This window comes from Arthrobacter sp. Leaf337 (assembly GCF_001423745.1).
Classification (GTDB): domain Bacteria; phylum Actinomycetota; class Actinomycetes; order Actinomycetales; family Micrococcaceae; genus Arthrobacter.
In genome coordinates this window covers 67,636-84,368 of sequence record NZ_LMPC01000002.1, presented here as the reverse complement: position 1 = coordinate 84,368, position 16,733 = coordinate 67,636, and the positions used below count along the sequence as shown (strand labels likewise).

General features: G+C 65.3%; 15 protein-coding genes and 1 tRNA gene. 9 read left to right on the top strand and 7 right to left on the bottom strand.

Annotated elements, in window-relative coordinates:
- Positions 1-52: 52 nt before the first annotated feature.
- Positions 53-1,420, top strand: a complete 1,368-nt coding sequence (locus ASF98_RS03385; RefSeq protein ID WP_082506688.1) for an MFS transporter — start codon at positions 53-55, stop codon at positions 1,418-1,420.
- A gap of 85 nt (positions 1,421-1,505) precedes the next feature.
- Here ASF98_RS03385 and ASF98_RS03380 read toward each other — a convergent pair whose 3' ends face one another.
- From ASF98_RS03380 to ASF98_RS03365, 4 genes are read right to left on the bottom strand one after another with little or no spacing between them, the layout of a single operon-like run.
- A complete protein-coding gene (locus tag ASF98_RS03380) occupies positions 1,506-2,327 on the bottom strand; it encodes an ABC transporter permease (RefSeq protein ID WP_055797827.1) in 822 nt (273 codons plus the stop codon).
- Entirely contained in the window at positions 2,324-3,181 is an 858-nt protein-coding gene (locus ASF98_RS03375; RefSeq protein WP_082506687.1) for an ABC transporter permease, read from the bottom strand. Before ASF98_RS03375 ends, ASF98_RS03380 begins: the two co-directional genes overlap by 4 nt.
- A complete protein-coding gene (locus ASF98_RS03370; protein WP_055797459.1) occupies positions 3,178-4,011 on the bottom strand; it encodes an ABC transporter ATP-binding protein in 834 nt (277 codons plus the stop codon). Before ASF98_RS03370 ends, ASF98_RS03375 begins: the two co-directional genes overlap by 4 nt.
- A gap of 5 nt (positions 4,012-4,016) precedes the next feature.
- Positions 4,017-5,114: an ABC transporter substrate-binding protein gene (locus ASF98_RS03365; protein WP_055797457.1), complete on the bottom strand. Its 1,098-nt coding sequence runs from the start codon at positions 5,112-5,114 to the stop codon at positions 4,017-4,019.
- Positions 5,115-5,282: 168 nt separating this feature from the next.
- Between ASF98_RS03365 and ASF98_RS03360 the strand changes: the two genes are divergently transcribed.
- Positions 5,283-5,708: a VOC family protein gene (locus ASF98_RS03360; protein ID WP_055797455.1), complete on the top strand. Its 426-nt coding sequence runs from the start codon at positions 5,283-5,285 to the stop codon at positions 5,706-5,708.
- Positions 5,709-5,763: 55 nt separating this feature from the next.
- Here the strand turns inward: ASF98_RS03360 and ASF98_RS03355 are convergent.
- Positions 5,764-5,846, bottom strand: a tRNA-Leu gene (locus tag ASF98_RS03355).
- Between the two features lie 364 nt (positions 5,847-6,210).
- Between ASF98_RS03355 and ASF98_RS03350 the strand changes: the two genes are divergently transcribed.
- The 7 genes from ASF98_RS03350 to pknB are packed head-to-tail and all read left to right on the top strand — an operon-like array spanning position 6,211 to position 15,870.
- Positions 6,211-6,957, top strand: coding sequence for an FhaA domain-containing protein (locus ASF98_RS03350; protein ID WP_055797452.1), 747 nt, complete (start codon positions 6,211-6,213; stop codon positions 6,955-6,957).
- The gene (locus ASF98_RS03345; protein WP_055797451.1) at positions 6,954-7,436 is read left to right on the top strand and encodes an FHA domain-containing protein FhaB/FipA; all 483 of its coding nucleotides are present in this window, start codon (positions 6,954-6,956) and stop codon (positions 7,434-7,436) included. The genes ASF98_RS03350 and ASF98_RS03345 overlap by 4 nt, the downstream gene beginning before the upstream one ends.
- Positions 7,437-7,438: 2 nt before the next feature.
- On the top strand, positions 7,439-9,187 hold the full coding sequence (locus tag ASF98_RS03340) for a PP2C family protein-serine/threonine phosphatase (protein WP_055797449.1): 1,749 nt from the start codon (positions 7,439-7,441) through the stop codon (positions 9,185-9,187).
- Complete coding sequence (locus ASF98_RS03335; protein ID WP_055797447.1) at positions 9,184-10,644, top strand: FtsW/RodA/SpoVE family cell cycle protein; 1,461 nt, start codon at positions 9,184-9,186, stop codon at positions 10,642-10,644. Before ASF98_RS03340 ends, ASF98_RS03335 begins: the two co-directional genes overlap by 4 nt.
- Complete coding sequence (locus tag ASF98_RS03330; protein ID WP_055797446.1) at positions 10,641-12,101, top strand: peptidoglycan D,D-transpeptidase FtsI family protein; 1,461 nt, start codon at positions 10,641-10,643, stop codon at positions 12,099-12,101. Before ASF98_RS03335 ends, ASF98_RS03330 begins: the two co-directional genes overlap by 4 nt.
- On the top strand, positions 12,098-13,921 hold the full coding sequence (locus ASF98_RS03325; protein WP_055797445.1) for a protein kinase domain-containing protein: 1,824 nt from the start codon (positions 12,098-12,100) through the stop codon (positions 13,919-13,921). Before ASF98_RS03330 ends, ASF98_RS03325 begins: the two co-directional genes overlap by 4 nt.
- A gap of 56 nt (positions 13,922-13,977) precedes the next feature.
- The gene (gene pknB / locus ASF98_RS03320) at positions 13,978-15,870 is read left to right on the top strand and encodes a Stk1 family PASTA domain-containing Ser/Thr kinase (protein WP_235505593.1); all 1,893 of its coding nucleotides are present in this window, start codon (positions 13,978-13,980) and stop codon (positions 15,868-15,870) included.
- A gap of 50 nt (positions 15,871-15,920) precedes the next feature.
- On the opposite strand, the gene ASF98_RS03315 is transcribed toward pknB, so the two are convergent.
- Complete coding sequence (locus tag ASF98_RS03315; protein ID WP_055797440.1) at positions 15,921-16,562, bottom strand: aminodeoxychorismate/anthranilate synthase component II; 642 nt, start codon at positions 16,560-16,562, stop codon at positions 15,921-15,923.
- Positions 16,559-16,729, bottom strand: coding sequence for a hypothetical protein (locus ASF98_RS24500; RefSeq protein WP_200939291.1), 171 nt, complete (start codon positions 16,727-16,729; stop codon positions 16,559-16,561). The genes ASF98_RS03315 and ASF98_RS24500 overlap by 4 nt, the downstream gene beginning before the upstream one ends.
- Between the last annotated feature and the right edge of the window lie 4 nt (positions 16,730-16,733).

Sequence of the window (16,733 nt, the reverse complement as noted above, 5' to 3'; positions counted from 1 at the left end):
CTCCCGGTCCGCCGCAGCGCAAGCTTATTCCCCGATACAGAGGATTTTTCCCATGCAGTCTGTCGACATCGCTGTCACGGATCTGGCGTCCGCCACGCAGAAGTTCTTCCGGCGCGTCCTGCCCATCATGCTGGTCATGCTCGTCTGCAACCAGCTGAACCGTTCGAACATCGGCTACGCCCACGAGCACCTGGAAGCGGATGTCGGCATCGGCGCCGCCGCCTACGGTTTCGGGGCTGGCCTGTTCTTCATCGCCTACGCGATCTTTGAACTGCCCAGCAACGTGATGATGGAGAAGTTCGGCGCCAGGGTCTGGCTCACCAGGATCATGGTCAGCTGGGGCATCGTTTCCTTCCTGATGGCGTTCGTGCAGAACGAAATGATGTTCTATGTGCTGCGCTTCCTGCTGGGAGCGGCTGAGGCCGGGTTCTTCCCCGCCGTCATCTTCTATTTCGCCCGCTGGGTACCGGCCGGCCAGCGGGGCAAGGCCACGGCCATTTTCATCGCCGGTTCCTCGGTTGCCGCCGCTCTTTCGGGACCCATCGCAGGAATGCTGCTCAGCCTCCAGGGTGCTCTCGGATTCCGTGGCTGGCAGTGGCTCTTTGGTTTCGAAGGACTGCTCTCCGTCGTCGTTGGCATCACCGTGTACTTCCTCCTGGACGCCAGGATCGAGGACGCCAAATGGCTGACCCTCAAGGAAAAGGCTGCGCTCATCGGCGCCATCGCCAGCGAGGATGCCCAGCACAACCCTGCCACGGGCAAGGACACCAAAATCAACCGCTGGAAGATGCTGCTGAACCCGCAGATCCTCCTGCTGTGCGGCATCTACTTCTCAGTGCAACTGTCCATCTATGCCAACACCTTCTGGCTGCCCAGCATCGTCAAACAGATCCCCGGCACAACGGACCTGAGCGTAGGCTTCCTATCCGCCATTCCCTGGGTCTGCGCCGTCGTCGCCATGTACTTCGCGGCCAAGTGGCAGGACAAGGCCACATCCAAGCGCCCGCTGCTGGTGGTTGCCCTGCTCGTGGCCGCCGTGGGAACGTTCGCGGCAGCCGTCGCCACTCCGGTACTGGCGCTGGTATTCCTGGCTGTGGCCGCGATGGGATTCAAGAGCGCGTCACCCCTGTTCTGGACCATCCCCCAGTCAGGCCTGCACCCCCTGGTCCTTGCACCGGCCATCGCCATCATCAACTCGCTCGGCAACCTGGGCGGCTTCGTGGCCCCCTTCGGCTTCGGCATCATCAAGGAACACACCGGAAGCGTGGTTCCGGGACTGTTCGCCCTGGCGGCCGCGTCCACCCTCGCCGCCGGTCTGGTGTACTTCCTCAAGGAACGGACGACGGCGGCGGAACCGCCCGCCGTCGTGCCCGCTGACGGTGCCGCGACCGTAACCCGCCAGCCTGCCGCAACCCGCTAGGCATCCCCCGCGCAGCTAATCCCCGCCCCATGGTCGCATCCCCCGGCAACGCCAAGGGGAAAAGACCGCGGGGCGGGGAATCCCGCTACCCGGACGCTGACGGCAACCTCCCGGACCTCCGCAGCATGGTTTCCTCAAGCAGCGCCACCACGGTGTAGAGGATGATCGACACCAGGGTGATCACCACCACCGACGCCCACACCTCGTTGTTTCTGGCCCGGGACACGGCAGAGATGATGGCGTAGCCGATTCCCTTGCCTGTGGCGAGCCACTCTGCCAGCAGCGCGCCGGTAATCGCCCCCGGAATGGAGACCTTCACCGCGGTGAAGAATGCCGGCAGGGACGACGGCAGGGCAACCTTCAGCAGGGCGGTCCAGCGTGATCCGCCATAGACGTCGATGACTTCGAGCATGGCCGGGGAAGCCGAGCGCAGCCCGAACACAATCGTGACCACGGCGGGGAACAACACCACGATCCCGCCGATGGCCGCGACCGCCGGTTCCTGCCGGCCGAAGATCAGGATGATGATGGGTGCCAGGGCCACGAGCGGAACGGAGCGCAGCAGCATGGCGACCGGCATCAGGGCATTCTCCACACCGCGGAACAGGACGAACACACCGGCAATCACCACGGCGCCCACCATTCCCGCGGTGAACCCGAAGAACGCGTCCACCATGGTCTGGCCGAGGTTCTGCAGGACGGCCTGCCGGTTGGTTTCCGCGGCCGGGACAGCGAACAGGAAGTTGAACACGTCCAGTGGGCCCTTGCCGACAAACGGCGAGATGTTGAAGACCTTGAGCAGAGCAACCCACAGCAGCAGCACCACGGCCAGGGAAACCAGCAGGCCCACACCCGCGCGGCCCGCGCCTTTCAGTGCGGCCACGCCGGCCGCCGTTGCCGGCCTCATGATGCCGCCTGGCGCCCGGAGGACCACGGGGTCACGAACCTTGCCAGCAGCGCGAACACTCCATAGCCGGCCCCGGCAACAAGGCCCGCCACCAGGGCAACACCCCACGCCCTGGCGATCTCGAGGTTCTGCTGCGCATTGACCAGCGCCGGGCCGATCCCCCGGTCCACGCCGCCCACGTATTCGCCCAGCACGGCTCCCAGGACGGCGGCCGGGACGGCGATCTTCAGCGCGTTCAGGATTCCCGGCAGTGCGGAAATGAGCTGGACCTTCACCAACTGCTTGAGCCGGCCCCCGCCGTAGACCGCCACGAGGTCCAGGCTGGCCCGGTCCGCGCTCTTCAGCGCCGCCAGCGCGCCCACCACGGTGGTGAAAAAGACCGAGATGCCCGCCAAGAGGACGGCCGTGCCGGACGACTCCCCGTGTGCGGGCGAACCGATGACGATGAAGGCCAGCGGCCCGATGGCCACGATGGGCAGGCAATAGCTGATCACCGCCAGCTGGGTGACCAGACGTTCCAAGGACGGAAGCACCAGGACACTCGCGGACAGCAGCAGCGCAGCGGCGTTCCCCCACAGGTACCCTGCGGAAGCCTCCGACATGGTCACTACAAGGTTGGGCCAGTAAAACCCGACGCCGTCGCTCGCCAGTTGCCCCAGGACTTCGGGCGGCGTCGGCACGGCACCGCCGGAACCGTCCGCACTGGCGCCCACCCCGGAAAGAACCGTCGCGGCGGCCAGCCACCAGAGTGCGACCGTGGCTGCCATACCGATCCCGGCCGCGGCCCATGGCGGCAGCGGCCGGGCCGCCGTCGCACTCACCACCCTCGTACTTAACAGGAAAGGCCGCGTCACGGTGACTCCACTTCCTCAAGGGGCGCGCCGGCGTCGCCGAACAGGAGCTCCGACGCCCGGTCACACAGGGCATGGAATTCCGGCGTGCGCATCATCTCCGGAGTCCGGGGGCGGGGCAGGTCCACGGTGATGATTTCCTTGATCCGTCCCGGCCGGGCGCTCATCACAGCCACCACGTCGGAGAGGAACATGGCTTCGGCGATGCCGTGGGTGACCATCAGGGTCGTGGCGGGCTTCTCCGTCCAGATCCTGAGGAGCTCCAAGTTCAGCCGCTGGCGGGTCATGTCGTCCAGTGCGCCGAAGGGCTCATCCAGCAGCAGCACCGACGGCTTGAGCGCCAGGGCCCGGGCGATGGACACCCGCTGCCGCATGCCGCCGGACAGCTGGGCCGGCTTTGCCTTCTCGAAGCCCTTCAGGCCGATCAGCTCCACCAGATCCTCCACCATCGCGTGGTCAACGGGGAGGCCGGCCACCTCGAAAGGCAGCCGGATGTTGGACACCACGCTCCGCCAGGGCAGCAGCGCCGGATCCTGGAAGGCGATCCCCAGTTCATGCCGCGTTCGCAGCTCGGCCGGCGTGTGGCCGTCCACCGTCACTTGTCCGGTGGTGGGGGTTTCCAGGCCGGCAAGAATCCTCAGGATGGTGGACTTGCCGCAGCCGGAGGGTCCCAGCAGGGAGAGGAACGTCCCCTTGGACGTCATCAGGTTGGCATCCTCCAGTGCCACCACGCTCTTCCGGCCCATCTTGAAACTCTTGCCCAGGTTGCTGAGCGATATGCCTGTCCCGGAGAGCAGCCCTGCGGTGACGGCTTCCGTGCTCACTTCAGTCATGCGTCCTACTTAAGGTCGGGGTTTTCGGCGTAGACCTCATCGAGGAGGCTCAGGTCGAAGATCGCGTCCGCGGTGGTGTCATAACCGGCCAACTTGAGGATCTCGATGTTCTTGTCCATCAGTTCCTTGGAAACCGTGAACAGGCCGTTGCTGTCCGTCTCGGGCGTGGCAATGAGCTTGGTGTTCTGGGCTTCCGCCTGGCCCTTTTCCTTGGCCATGGTCAGGCCCAGCTCCTTGCCGTAGACCTCGACGGCGAGCCGTGCCGACTCCGCCGGATCGGACAGGGCATCCTTCCAGCCCTTGATGGTGGCCACGAGGAACGCCTTCAGCTCCGGCCGCTTGTCCTTGATGGATTCCTCCGTGACCACGAAGCTCTCGGCAATGAAGGGAAGGCCGTTGTCCGCGAACGGCAGGACCGCCGTCTTGTGCCCGCCCAGCTCAAGGGTGAGCACCTCGTTGGTCAGGTACGCAAAGAAGCCCTCGACGTCGCCGTTCAGCAGCGGCTGCGGATCGTACTGCACTGGCACCTTGGTGACCTTTGACGCGTCGATCTTGTTGACCTCTAGCAGGGCATCGAACAACGTTTCATTGACGCCGGCCTGGACGCCGATCTTCTTGCCGATGAGGTCTTCCGGGGCGGTGATGGAGTTGGCCGCCAGCGAAACGATGGTGAACGGGTTCTTCTGGTAGGTGGAGCCAATGATCTTCAGCGGCGCACCCTCGTTGAGGACCACGGGAGCAACACCCACGGGCGAGGAGGTGCCCACCAAGGCCTTGCCGGACAGGACCATGGTCTCCGTCGAGGCCCCTCCCGGGCCACCGGCTATCAGGTTGACGGCGGTAAAGCCCGCCTCCTTGTAATAGCCCTTGCTGTCGGCAAAGTACTCGCCGGCGAATTCCGCGTTCTTCAGCCACGAAAGCTGGACCTCAAGCGTGCCGAACTCGGCGGCCGCCCCGGAAGCCGTACCTGAAGCGGCCGGAGCCGTGGCGCCCGATTCGGCTGCGCAGCCGGTCAGCGCCACCAGCGCCGCCGACGAAAATCCTGCCAGCACCATCCGCCGCGATGGGCGCAGTGGTCCTTTGTCCGAACTGAAAGCCGTCATTCTTCTACTCCAAATCGGCAGGCGGTCACATGTGAAAGCGGCCCCCGGGGGCCGTCTGGCACCGACACTATGGAACGGTTGTTTCAGGAATCTGCTTGAGCCGTTTCAGCGAAGTTAACTGTCATTTAGCCATGGCGGCTGCACCCGGTTCCGGCGTACGGTACGAACATGACAACCGGAAACAGCGAACAACCCACCGTGCGGCAGCTACGGCTCGTGGTGGAGGCTGAGGACTACGACGCCGCCGTCGCGTTCTACCGGGACGTTCTCGGGATGACGGAAGAAGCAGCGTTCCAAGGCGACGGCGGTGCCCGCGTGAGCATCCTCGATGCAGGCCGGGCCACGCTCGAGCTCTCAAACCCCGCCCAGGTCCGGCTGATTGACAGCGTCGAGGCGGAAGGCCGGCCCAGCGCACGGCTCCGCGTCGCCCTGGAAGTTGATGATGCAGAGGGCGCAACCCGAAGGCTCGTCGAAGCGGGGGCCACACTCATTGCCGAACCCAGGGAAACCCCGTGGCGGTCCCTGAACTCCAGGCTGGACGGGCCGGCGGGACTTCAGCTCACCCTGTTCCAGGAGCTCGACGCCGGCACCTAAAGCCTCGACTTAAAGCAAAGAGCCCCGGTCCTAAGACCGGGGCTCTTCATTTGCGTGCGCGAGGGGGGATTTGAACCCCCACGCCCTTTCGGACACTGGCACCTGAAGCCAGCGCGTCTGCCGTTCCGCCACTCGCGCGCAACTTCTTTCACTCGAAAAGGAGCCCGTTTTCCGGACTGCCAACCTCGTAAAAGCAGCGAGATCAAGCATAACGGACAACCACGGGAAAACACCAATCGGCCTTCCCGGGACCCTGCATGGCAGAAAAATCGCGCAGGTCAGGCACGTGGATACGCCTGTGCGGAGACGACGAAAGGCCCTCGGCGGCTCAGCCCCTCATGAACTAATCTCCGCGCCCCGGCGTTGTGCATTAAGGTCATTCACAGCCCCGGCCAGTAGTATCAGATGTAGGAGTGCCCGTCCCCGGCGCACTCCCGGCAATGTTGTGAACTGAGTTCCGAATCGTGTGCTGCCGCGCAGCCGTAGGGAGAGGAGAGGTGCCATGGGAATGCTGGACAAAGTCGAGCGCGGCATCGAAAAGGCCGTCCGCGGTGTCTTCTCCACCGGTTCGAAGGCCCAGGTTGAGCCTGTGGAAATCGCCAGCCGGCTCCGCCGGGAAGTTGACCACAAAGCCATCACCGTCGCCGCTGGACGAACACTTGCCCCCAACGTGTTTGACGTCCGCCTCAGCGAGGATGACTTCAAGCGGGCGCAGGAATGGGGCACTCCCCTGGCCGAGGAACTCTGCGACGTAGTAATCAACCACGTCAGGAGCCAGGGCTACACACTCCGCGGCTCGGTCCGCATTTCCTTCCGGCGGGACGAGGCAATCCGCGCCGGTGACTTCGAAATTGATTCGAAAACAGAGAACGCCTCCGGTTCCGCCGTGGCCCCGCCGATGCCACGGAACAACGTGCCCGCCGCGCCGAGCCGCCAGCCGGTTCGCCTTCAGCCGGTCCTGGACATCGACGGCCAGCGCTATTCGCTGAATGCCGCCTCCATCGTTTTGGGCCGGTCATCGGAGGCTGACATCCTGGTGGACGACACCGGGGTTTCACGGCGCCACCTCGAAATCCGCACCACAAACGGCACGACAGAAGCCGTAGACCTGGGATCCACCAACGGCAGCTACGTCAACGGACACAAGGTTGTCGGCAGCGTCGACCTTACTGACGGCTCCACCATCACGATGGGACGGACCAAAATCATCTTCCGCCTTTTGCCCGCCAACTCCGGTGGCCGCCCGTGAGCGAACTGACCATTACGGCCCTGCGGTTCGGATTCCTCCTGCTGCTGTGGGTCCTTATCTTCAGCATCGTGTCCGCCATGCGACGGGACCTGATGATCGGCAGGAAGGCGGCAATGGGCGCTCCCACTGCCCGCCAGGTACGCAAGCACCCCGAACTGGCAGAGACAGCACCGCCGCCCGCGAAACAGCAGGCCCGCCAGCTGGTTGTGACGGAAGGCCCGCTTAGGGGACACACCATTCCGCTGGCGGAAAGTCCCATCCTCCTGGGCCGCGCGCAGGAGGCCACGCTGGTCCTTGAGGACGATTATGCCTCGGGCCGGCACGCCCGGCTCTTCCCGCAGGGCAGCCGCTGGTTCATCGAGGATCTAGGCTCGACCAACGGCACGTACCTGGCCAATCAGCAGCTCACCCGCGCCCTCCCGGTGGAGCTCGGTGTCCCCGTGAGAATCGGCAAGACGGTCATCGAATTGAGGCCATAGCCGTGGCCGTCCCGGAAACTCCCGCCGACAAGGGCCCCGCCCCGACGCGGCCGCTCATCATGCGCTACGCCGCCCGCTCGGACGTGGGACGCATCCGCGCCAAAAACGATGACTCCGCCTACGTCGGCCGGCACCTGGCCATCGTGGCGGACGGCATGGGCGGACACGCCGGGGGTGACGTGGCCTCCGCAGCCACCGTCCTGGACATGCTCCACCTGGACCACGGTCATTACGACGGCGACGCCGGGACCGTCCTGGCGGACGAGATCCAGACCGCCAATTCCCTCCTGTCTGAACTCGTGCACATCAATCCGAAGCTCGCCGGCATGGGAACCACTGTGACGGCCCTTCTCCTCGCCGAAGGAAAACTGCACTTCGCGCATATCGGCGACTCCCGCGCCTACCGGCTCCGCAACGGCGAATTCAAGCAGATCAGCGTCGACCACACGTTTGTCCAGCGGCTCATCGACGAAGGCAGGCTGCGGCCCGAGGAAGCGGAAACCCATCCGCACAAGAACGTCCTGATGCGGGTCCTGGGCGATGTTGATGCCAGCCCTGAACTCGACCTCGCAACCCTCGACGTCGAACCCGGCGAACGATGGCTGCTCTGCTCCGACGGGCTGAACTATGTTGCGGGACACGTCGTGGAACGCACTGTTCGCGAAACCAAGGATCTGCGCGAATGCGTCGAAACCCTCGTGGACCTCACCCTCGAGGCCGGCGCACCGGACAACGTCACTGTTGTCATGCTCGAAATCGCCGAACAGACTCCCGACGACGTCCGCACTGCCGCGGTTGAAATCGTCCAGCCGCTGGCCGGCAGTACCGACGAGACAAAGCCCGCCGGCCTGGCCAAGACCCCGGCAGCCTCGTCTGACGACTCGAAGCCCAAGCCCGCCGGAGACTCCGCCCATGCGGACGGCACCGCGGCCGTCGGGGCCGCCGGGGCCGTCGGGCCGGCTGGCACCGGGGACACCGCGGTTGCCGGGGATACTGCCGCTGCCGCCAAAGCTGACGCCGGCACGAAGCCCCCCTCAAAACCTGGTGAACCCACCACCACCACGGACCCGCATTTGGGCGAGCACCTGTCGGCCGCTGTCCTCCGCGAGGAACTTTCCACGCGTCCGCATGAACTTGTCGGAGCCGCCGCTGCCGCCGCAGAGTCCGGGTCGATTCCCACCATCGCCGGCCGGACTGTCGCACGCCGCGCCGCTACCGTCCTCACCCACAAGTCGGATCAGGGCCGCGAGGAAACTGACGAATACAAGCCGCCCGCCAAGCCGCGCCGCTGGGTCACGATCGCAACGGCCGCCGCACTCCTGGTCATCCTGAGCGTCGGCTTGTGGCTCGGGTATGCCTGGACTCAAACGCGCTACTACATCGGTGAATACGACCAGCGGGTTGCCATTTTCAACGGCGTATCACAGCGGCTGGGACCAATCCAGCTCTCCACGCTGGAGACGGTGACGGACATCCGCATGTCCGACCTTCCGGAGTTCTCGCAGCAGCGGGTCCGCCAGACCGTCCCGGCACGTGACCTCTACGACGCACAGCGGATCGTCAAGAACCTCGATCTGACCGGCACGACATCGCCGGCGGACGAATGCGCCAGCCCGACTGCCACGCCGACAGCGTCCCCGTCCGCGCCGGGCGCCGCGCCCGCACCAAGCGGTGCGGCAGCACCGCCCGGAACACCCACGAAGTCCGCCACACCCAGCCCGTCCGCCAACGCTTGTGAGGAGGCCAAATGACGCAGATTGAGGCCACCCCAAAGCCACGACGGAATACCGAACTGGCACTCCTGATCCTGGCGCTTGCCGTAGGCATCGGCGCCAACGCCCTTGTCGGCGTTGACCAGCAGAAAGCCTTTGACTCCGACTTCTGGTTCCAGTCCAGCCTGCTCGCTGCGGCTGCCCTCGTCTTCCATGTGGTGCTAAGGATCCGGGCAAAATATGCCGATCCGGTAATACTTCCCTTGGTGGTTGCCTTGAACGGCCTGGGACTGGCGATGATCCACCGCCTTGACCGGGTGGGCGAGGACACCGGCAACAATCAGCTCCGCTGGACCCTGATGGCAATGGGCGTTGCCATCGCCGTCATCTGGTTCCTCAAGGACCACCGGATCCTGCGCCGGTTCACCTATATTTCCCTTGCCGTGAGTGCCCTGCTCCTGATTCTGCCACTCGTACCGGGGATCTCCGCGGGTGAGATCCTCGGCGCAAGCGTCTGGATCAAGATCGGGCCGATGACCTTCCAGCCGGGCGAGATTGCCAAGATCACGCTGGCCATATTCTTCGCCGGGTATCTTTCGTCCAATCGGGACCTCATTCTGCTGGCGGGCCGCAAGATCGGGCCGCTCCAGTTCCCGCGCTTCAAGGACATGGGACCCATGATCACGGCGTGGCTGGTGAGCATCGGGGTGCTGATTTTCCAGCGCGACCTCGGTTCCTCGGTGCTGTTCTTCGGGCTTTTCATCGTGATGATCTACGTGGCCACGAGCCGGATCAGCTGGGTGATCATTGGCGTGGGACTGCTGCTCGGCGGCGGCTTTGTGGCCTCCCGTGTCTTCTCCCACGTGGGCCTTCGCATCGACGGGTGGCTCAACGCCTTCACGGACGAGGTTTACGGACGGCAGTTCGGCGGCAGCCTGCAGATCGTCGAAGGCCTGTTCGGCATGGCCAACGGCGGCCTCGTGGGCACAGGCCTTGGCCAGGGGCGGCCGAACCTGGTGCCCTTTGCCAACAGCGACATGATCATCGCCTCGTTCGGCGAAGAACTTGGCCTGATCGGCCTCTTCGCCATCGTGCTGATGTACCTGCTCCTGTTCACACGCGGTTTCCGGGCGGCCCTGGGCACCCGGGACGCCTTCGGCAAGCTGCTGGCCTGCGGACTGTCCTTCGCCATCGCCCTGCAGTGCTTCGTGGTGATCGGCGGCGTGACGCGCCTGATCCCCCTGACCGGGCTCACCACTCCCTTCCTGGCAGCCGGCGGCTCCTCCCTGCTGGCCAACTGGATCATCGTTGGCCTGCTGCTGATGATTTCGCACACCGCACGCGGCCCGGTGGACACCACGCCCATGCCGCACGGTGCCGAGCCCGGCGAGCAGAAGCCGGTTCCGCCTTCCCCGCCGCGTCCGGCCAAGCAGCCCGGTCGCCAGCCTTCCTCCGCCCATCCCGACGCGCCAACTGAAGCGGTGAAACAACTGTGAACCACGCCATTCGGAATTCATGGATCGCCGCGGTAGCCATGTTCGCGCTGATCTTTGGCGCCCTCAGCTATGTCCAGGTGGTGGGCGCGGATGAACTGCAGGCGAACCCCTGGAACAAGCGGGCCATCCTGCAGAACTACTGCAACGACCGCGGCGCCATCATCGTCGGCGGGAAACCCATCGCGCAGTCCGTCGCCGCCTCGGAAAGCTGCAAGTTCCAGCGGACCTACACGGAACCCGAACTGTATGCCGGCATCACGGGATACTTCTCCAAGAACTACGGTGTCACCGGCCTGGAAAGCGCGCTGAACGAGCAACTGGCCGGCAGCTCCGACCAGCTCTTCCTGGACCGCATCGGCCAGCTGTTCCTCGGCAACCAGCCCAAGGGCGCCTCGGTTGAACTCACCATTGATCCGGCGCTCCAGAAGCTCGCCTACGATGCCATTCCGGATGGCCAGCGGGGCTCCATTGTGGTGACTGACCCGAAAACGGGCAACATCCTGGCGATGGTGTCCAAACCGTCCTACGACCCGAACCTGATCGCAACGCAGGACGCCGAGGCCGAGGCCGCCAACTACAACGAGCTGAACAAAATCCCGGGAATCAACCTGAACCAGAACGTCAGCGGCCCCACCGGCGCGCTCCTGGCGCCGGGCTCTGTCTTCAAGCTTGTCGACACGGCGGCGGCGCTCAGCTCAGGCAAGTACAACAAGGACAGCGTCCTGCCCAACCCCGCCGAGATGAGCTTCCCCGGTATCCAGTACAAGCTGCCGAACTACGCCGGCGGCAACTGCTACACCCAGAACACCGCAAGTTTCGCCTTCTCCCTGCAGCAGTCGTGCAACACTCCGTTCGCAGACATCGCCCGGGACCTGGGACAGGAAGCCATCGCCGATCAGGCCGCCAAGTTCGGCTTCGGCGAGGACCTCGGCGACCAGCTGAAGCTGGACTACGCTAAGAAGGCCTTCCCTGCGGAGGAGCTGGACGCGGCCGGGCTCGCCCAGTCCGCCATCGGCCAGCGCGACGTTCGCGCCACGCCGCTGCAGATCGCACTGATGACGTCGGCCATCGCCAACGGCGGTGTCCAGATGCAGCCGAACCTGATCAAGACCGTGCGGTCGCCGGACCTGCGCATCATCAGCGAACCGAAACCCGAAGTCCTCCGGACGTCCACCAGCCCGGAGATTTCGCGGCAGATCACCGAGTGGATGACCAGTGTGGTCAGTGAAGGCATCGGCCGCGGGGCGGCCGTTCCCGGCGTCCAGGTGGCCGGCAAGACCGGCACTGCCGAGCTGGGAACCGACGGCTTGAACAACTCATGGTTTACGGGGTTCGCCCCGGCCAACGACCCGCAGGTGTCGGTGACCATCGTCATGCAGGGCGTGGACATCACCACCGGCGCACAGCTAACCAGTCCGAACGCGAAGAAGATTTTTGAGGCGGTGTTGAATAAGTGAGGCCTACATCGGGAATCACCCTCGGCGGGAGATTCCAGCTGACCACGCGTATTGCGATTGGCGGAATGGGAGAAGTCTGGAAAGCCAAGGATCTTATCCTTGGCAGGATTGTCGCCATCAAGGTGCTCAAAGAGGAGTACACGGGCGATCCCGGGTTCCTCCAGCGCTTCCGTGCCGAGGCGCGCCACACGGCGCTGCTGAATCACGTCGGCATCGCCAACGTCTTTGACTACGGCGAAGAAGAGGGCTCGGCCTACCTGGTTATGGAGCTGGTCCCGGGCCACCCGCTGAGCAGCATCATCGAGCGCGAACAGGTGCTGTCCCCGGACCGCACCCTGTCCATGATCGCCCAGACTGCCCGCGCCCTGTCCGTGGCCCACTCACAGGGCCTGGTGCACCGCGACATCAAGCCGGGCAACCTGCTGATCACACCGGACGGCCGCGTCAAGGTGACCGACTTCGGCATCGCCCGGCTGGCGGACCAGGTCCCGCTGACCCAGACCGGACAGGTCATGGGCACAGCCCAGTACCTCGCACCGGAACAGGCCACCGGTCAGACGGCCACGGGCGCCTCGGACATCTACTCCCTCGGCGTCATCGGCTACGAGTGCCTCACCGGTCATCGTCCGTTCTCCGGGGAATCGCAGATCGCCATCGCGCTTGCCCAGGTGAACGACGCCCCGCCGCCCCTTCCCGAGACACTGCCGACGCCGGTACGGGCCCTCCTGATGTCCATGCTCGCCAAGGACCCCAAGAACCGCCCGGCCAACGCCATCAAGTTGTCCGAGGCGGCCGAAGCCATCCGCAACGGTGATATCGCCGCTGCGCATGCCGCCGTCCCCGGAATGCTGCTCTTCGAGGCAGCCACGGGGCCGATCACCGCACCGGTGGACATCCCCACCGCCGCAACCGGCGTCATCGAATCCCCTGAAAAGGACAAATCGACGACGACGACTTCCGCACTTCCGGTCGTCGGCGCCGCCGGCGCGGCAGCAGGGCTCGCAGCAGGGGCGGCAGCTGCCGGAGCCACCGGTCCGCACAGCACTCTCTCACGCGCCGACGCCCTGGCCGCGCAGCGCAGCTGGGACCAGGAAGAGGAGCAGGACCGCTACGACGAACCGGTGGACGAGCCGCAGCGCAAGGGCCGCAGCCCGTGGACGTGGCCGCTCATCGCCCTTATCGTGCTCGTCCTGTTCGCGCTTATAGGTGTCATGCTCACGCAGGCCGGCATCTTTTCCCCGTCCGGCCCGGCCGAGTCTTCGTCGACGTCCACCAGCGCCAAGCCCACCAGCCGCAGCGCCTCGCCGACGTCCACCTCGGCCAGCCCCACCGCCTCGAGTGCGAGCCCGACTCCCACGCAGTCCACTCCGGAAACCATCAACCTGATCCCGGATGCCTACTTGGGCCAGCCGTACAACACGGTCCGCAGCCAGCTCGTGGGCATGGGGCTGACCGTCAAGGGTGACCCGGTGTTCAGTGACAAGCCGGAGGGCACGGTCACCAACATAGAGCCGTCCGGTCCGGTGGCCCCCGGCGAGACCATCACCGTCACTTACTCCAAGGGCCAGGAACCGGCCCAGGAATCCTCCGTGCCCGCGATCGGGGTAGGCAGTTCCGAGTCGCAAGCACAGAAGGCCATCGAGAACGCCGGTCTGCGCTGGGTCAAGGGAGCAGATGTTCCCGGCAGCGCCGGGCAGCAGGCCGGGACCTTCGTCAGTTCGGAACCGGGCGCCGGCAGCAAGGTGCCCGCCGGATCCGTGGTGACGTACCACCTCGCCCAGGAACTCCTGCCCACCCCCACCACGTCGACGTCGAACTAAGGCGCACAGTGCCGGACTCACCCCGCCTCCCGTCACACAGAGAGGACAGCCTTCCAGTGAATACCCAGCGCGTCCTCAACGGACGGTACGAACTCGGTGAGCTCATTGGCCGCGGCGGCATGGCAGACGTCCACCGCGGCGTTGATACCCGGCTGGGCAGGACAGTGGCCATCAAGCTGCTGCGGCCGGATCTTGCCCGGGATCCGCAGTTCCAGGCACGGTTCAAGCGCGAAGCCCAAGCCGTGGCCGCCCTGAACCATCCTTCGATTGTTGCCATTTACGACACCGGGGACCACGCCGTGCCGGGCGGTCCCGAGGACACCGTCCGGGTGCCGTACATCGTGATGGAGTTCGTGTCCGGGAAGACCCTGAGGGATCTGATCCGTGCGAAGGAAGTCAGCATCGACCATGCCATCGACTTCACCCTGGGCGTGCTCTCCGCCCTCGAGTACAGCCACCGCGCGGGAATCGTCCACCGGGATATCAAGCCCGCGAATGTGATGTTCTGCGAAGACTCGGACACCATCAAGGTGATGGATTTCGGGATTGCCCGGGCCATGGCGGATTCGTCCGCCACCATGACCCAGACCCAGGCTGTGGTGGGCACCGCCCAGTACCTGTCTCCGGAACAGGCCCGCGGTGAAACCGTGGACGCCCGCAGCGACCTGTACTCCGCAGCTTGCCTGCTGTACGAAATGCTGACGGGGCGGCCTCCCTTCGTTGGCGACAGTCCCGTTTCCGTGGCATACCAGCACGTCCGTGAGATTCCGGGACTTGCCAGTAGCCTCAACCCCGAGGTGTCAGAGGCCCTGGACAGCGTGCTGGTCAAGGCCCTGCAAAAGAACCGGGCTGACCGTTTCCAGGACGCAGCCGCGTTCCAGCGGGCCCTCCGGGCGGCCCGCAACGGCATCTCCGTACCCGACGTGGCGGCGGGCGAGGAACCCACGGATGCTGACAACACGGTCCCGGCGGCGGAGCGGACGGCGCAGGCCGCCCCCTACTCGCTGACGGGTGCTGCCTTCCTGGACGATTCGCCCAGCGGCCGGCTCCGGCCGCTCAATGACACGCTCGGCGACGACCAGGCGATTCCCGCCCAGGTTTACGAACCTTCGGAATCCAACGATCTTCCGCTCGGCTTCCCGCCGGAACGTGAGCGCACCCCGCGGCAGAAGTCCCGCCGTCGGACGTGGATTGCCACGTTGGTGATTTTCACCCTGCTGGTCCTGGCCGGCGGCGGCCTCTGGCTCTACAACATGATGAACCAGACGCCTCCTGCCGTGGCGAAGATCGAGGTGCCCGCCGTTTCGGCGCTCAGCGAATCCGAGGCGCTGCAACGGCTGTACAACGCCAGGCTGAGCCCGCAGATCAACAGGCTGCCGCACGACACCGTCACCAAGGGAACGGCCATCGGCACGGTGCCGGCGGCCGGTACAGCGATGGAACCCGAATCGAAAATAACCCTGAATATCTCCGACGGTCCCAGCGCCGTCAAGATCCCGGCTGACCTGCCGGGACGCACGGAAGCTGCTGCCCGGGACGTCCTGCGGCAGATCGGCCTTGCGGGTGCGCCCGGCACCACCATGGCGAACAGCGCCACGGTGCCGTCCGGAATCGTGATCACCACCAAGCCCGCTCCGGGCGAAACGGTCCCCATCGGAAGTACCGTGGAAATCGTGGTATCCACCGGCAAGGTGGCCATGCCCGAACTCCGCGGGCTGCCCAGGGCGGAAGCAGAGACGGCACTCAAGAACCTTGGCCTGGGGATCGACGTGAAGGAAGTCGAGAACTCCGAAGTTGAACCCGGCAAGGTGACCGAGCAGAGCGACGCGGTCAATGCCCTGGTGGAGCAGGGGAAGACCATCAGCATTGTCGTTGCCAAGGCGCCGGCACCCAAACCAACACCAACCCCCACGCCTACGCCTACCGAGACGGGCCGGAGCCGCGGCTAGAGGCTACGCCCGGGCGCCGGGCTCCGGGCGCCGGCGCCAAGCCCAGACCGTTAGTGCTGGATCAGCGGGCTCAGTTTGGCGGCCCGCTCCGCTGCACCGGTCATGCCGAGGGATTCCAGCCAGTTGCCCAGCATCTGGTATCCGCCCTCGGTGAGGACTGATTCCGGGTGGAACTGCACGCCGCAGAGCGGTGCCGTCCGGTGCTGCAGGCCCATGATCACGCCGTTCGCCGTCTGCGCGGTGATCTCGAGGACGTCGGGGATGGTTTCGCGGACAGCAGCCAGGGAGTGGTAGCGCGTGGCCGTGACAGGGGAGGGGAGTCCCGCGAACACGCTGGCTCCTTCATGCTCCACAAGGGATGTCTTGCCGTGCATCAGTTCGGGGGCGTGCGTCACCGTGGCGCCGTAGGCCTCAGCCAGCGCCTGGTGACCCAGACACACGCCGAACATCGGCTTGTCGTGGCTGCCGCACCATTTGATCAGGTCGATGCAGACGCCGGCCTCCGCGGGGGTGCCGGGACCCGGAGAGATGAGGACGCCGTCGCGCGCGTCCGCCATCTCGATTGCCTCGGCGAGGGTGACGTCGTCGTTGCGGACCACCGTCGTCTCGGCGCCGAGCTCCTGGAGGTATCCCACCAGGGTGTAAACAAAGCTGTCGTAGTTGTCTACGACCAGGATCTTGGTGGCGCTCATTGTCGAGTTACTAAACCAATCGTTGAGTCGGTGAACTGGGTGAACTGGGACATCCAGGGGAAGAGGAACTGAACCATCAATACCAGCGCGACGGCAAGCAGCACCAGCGACGTGGCAATCCTGAGCCACAGCGGTCCCGGCAGGTGGCGGAAAATCCATCCGTACATGACG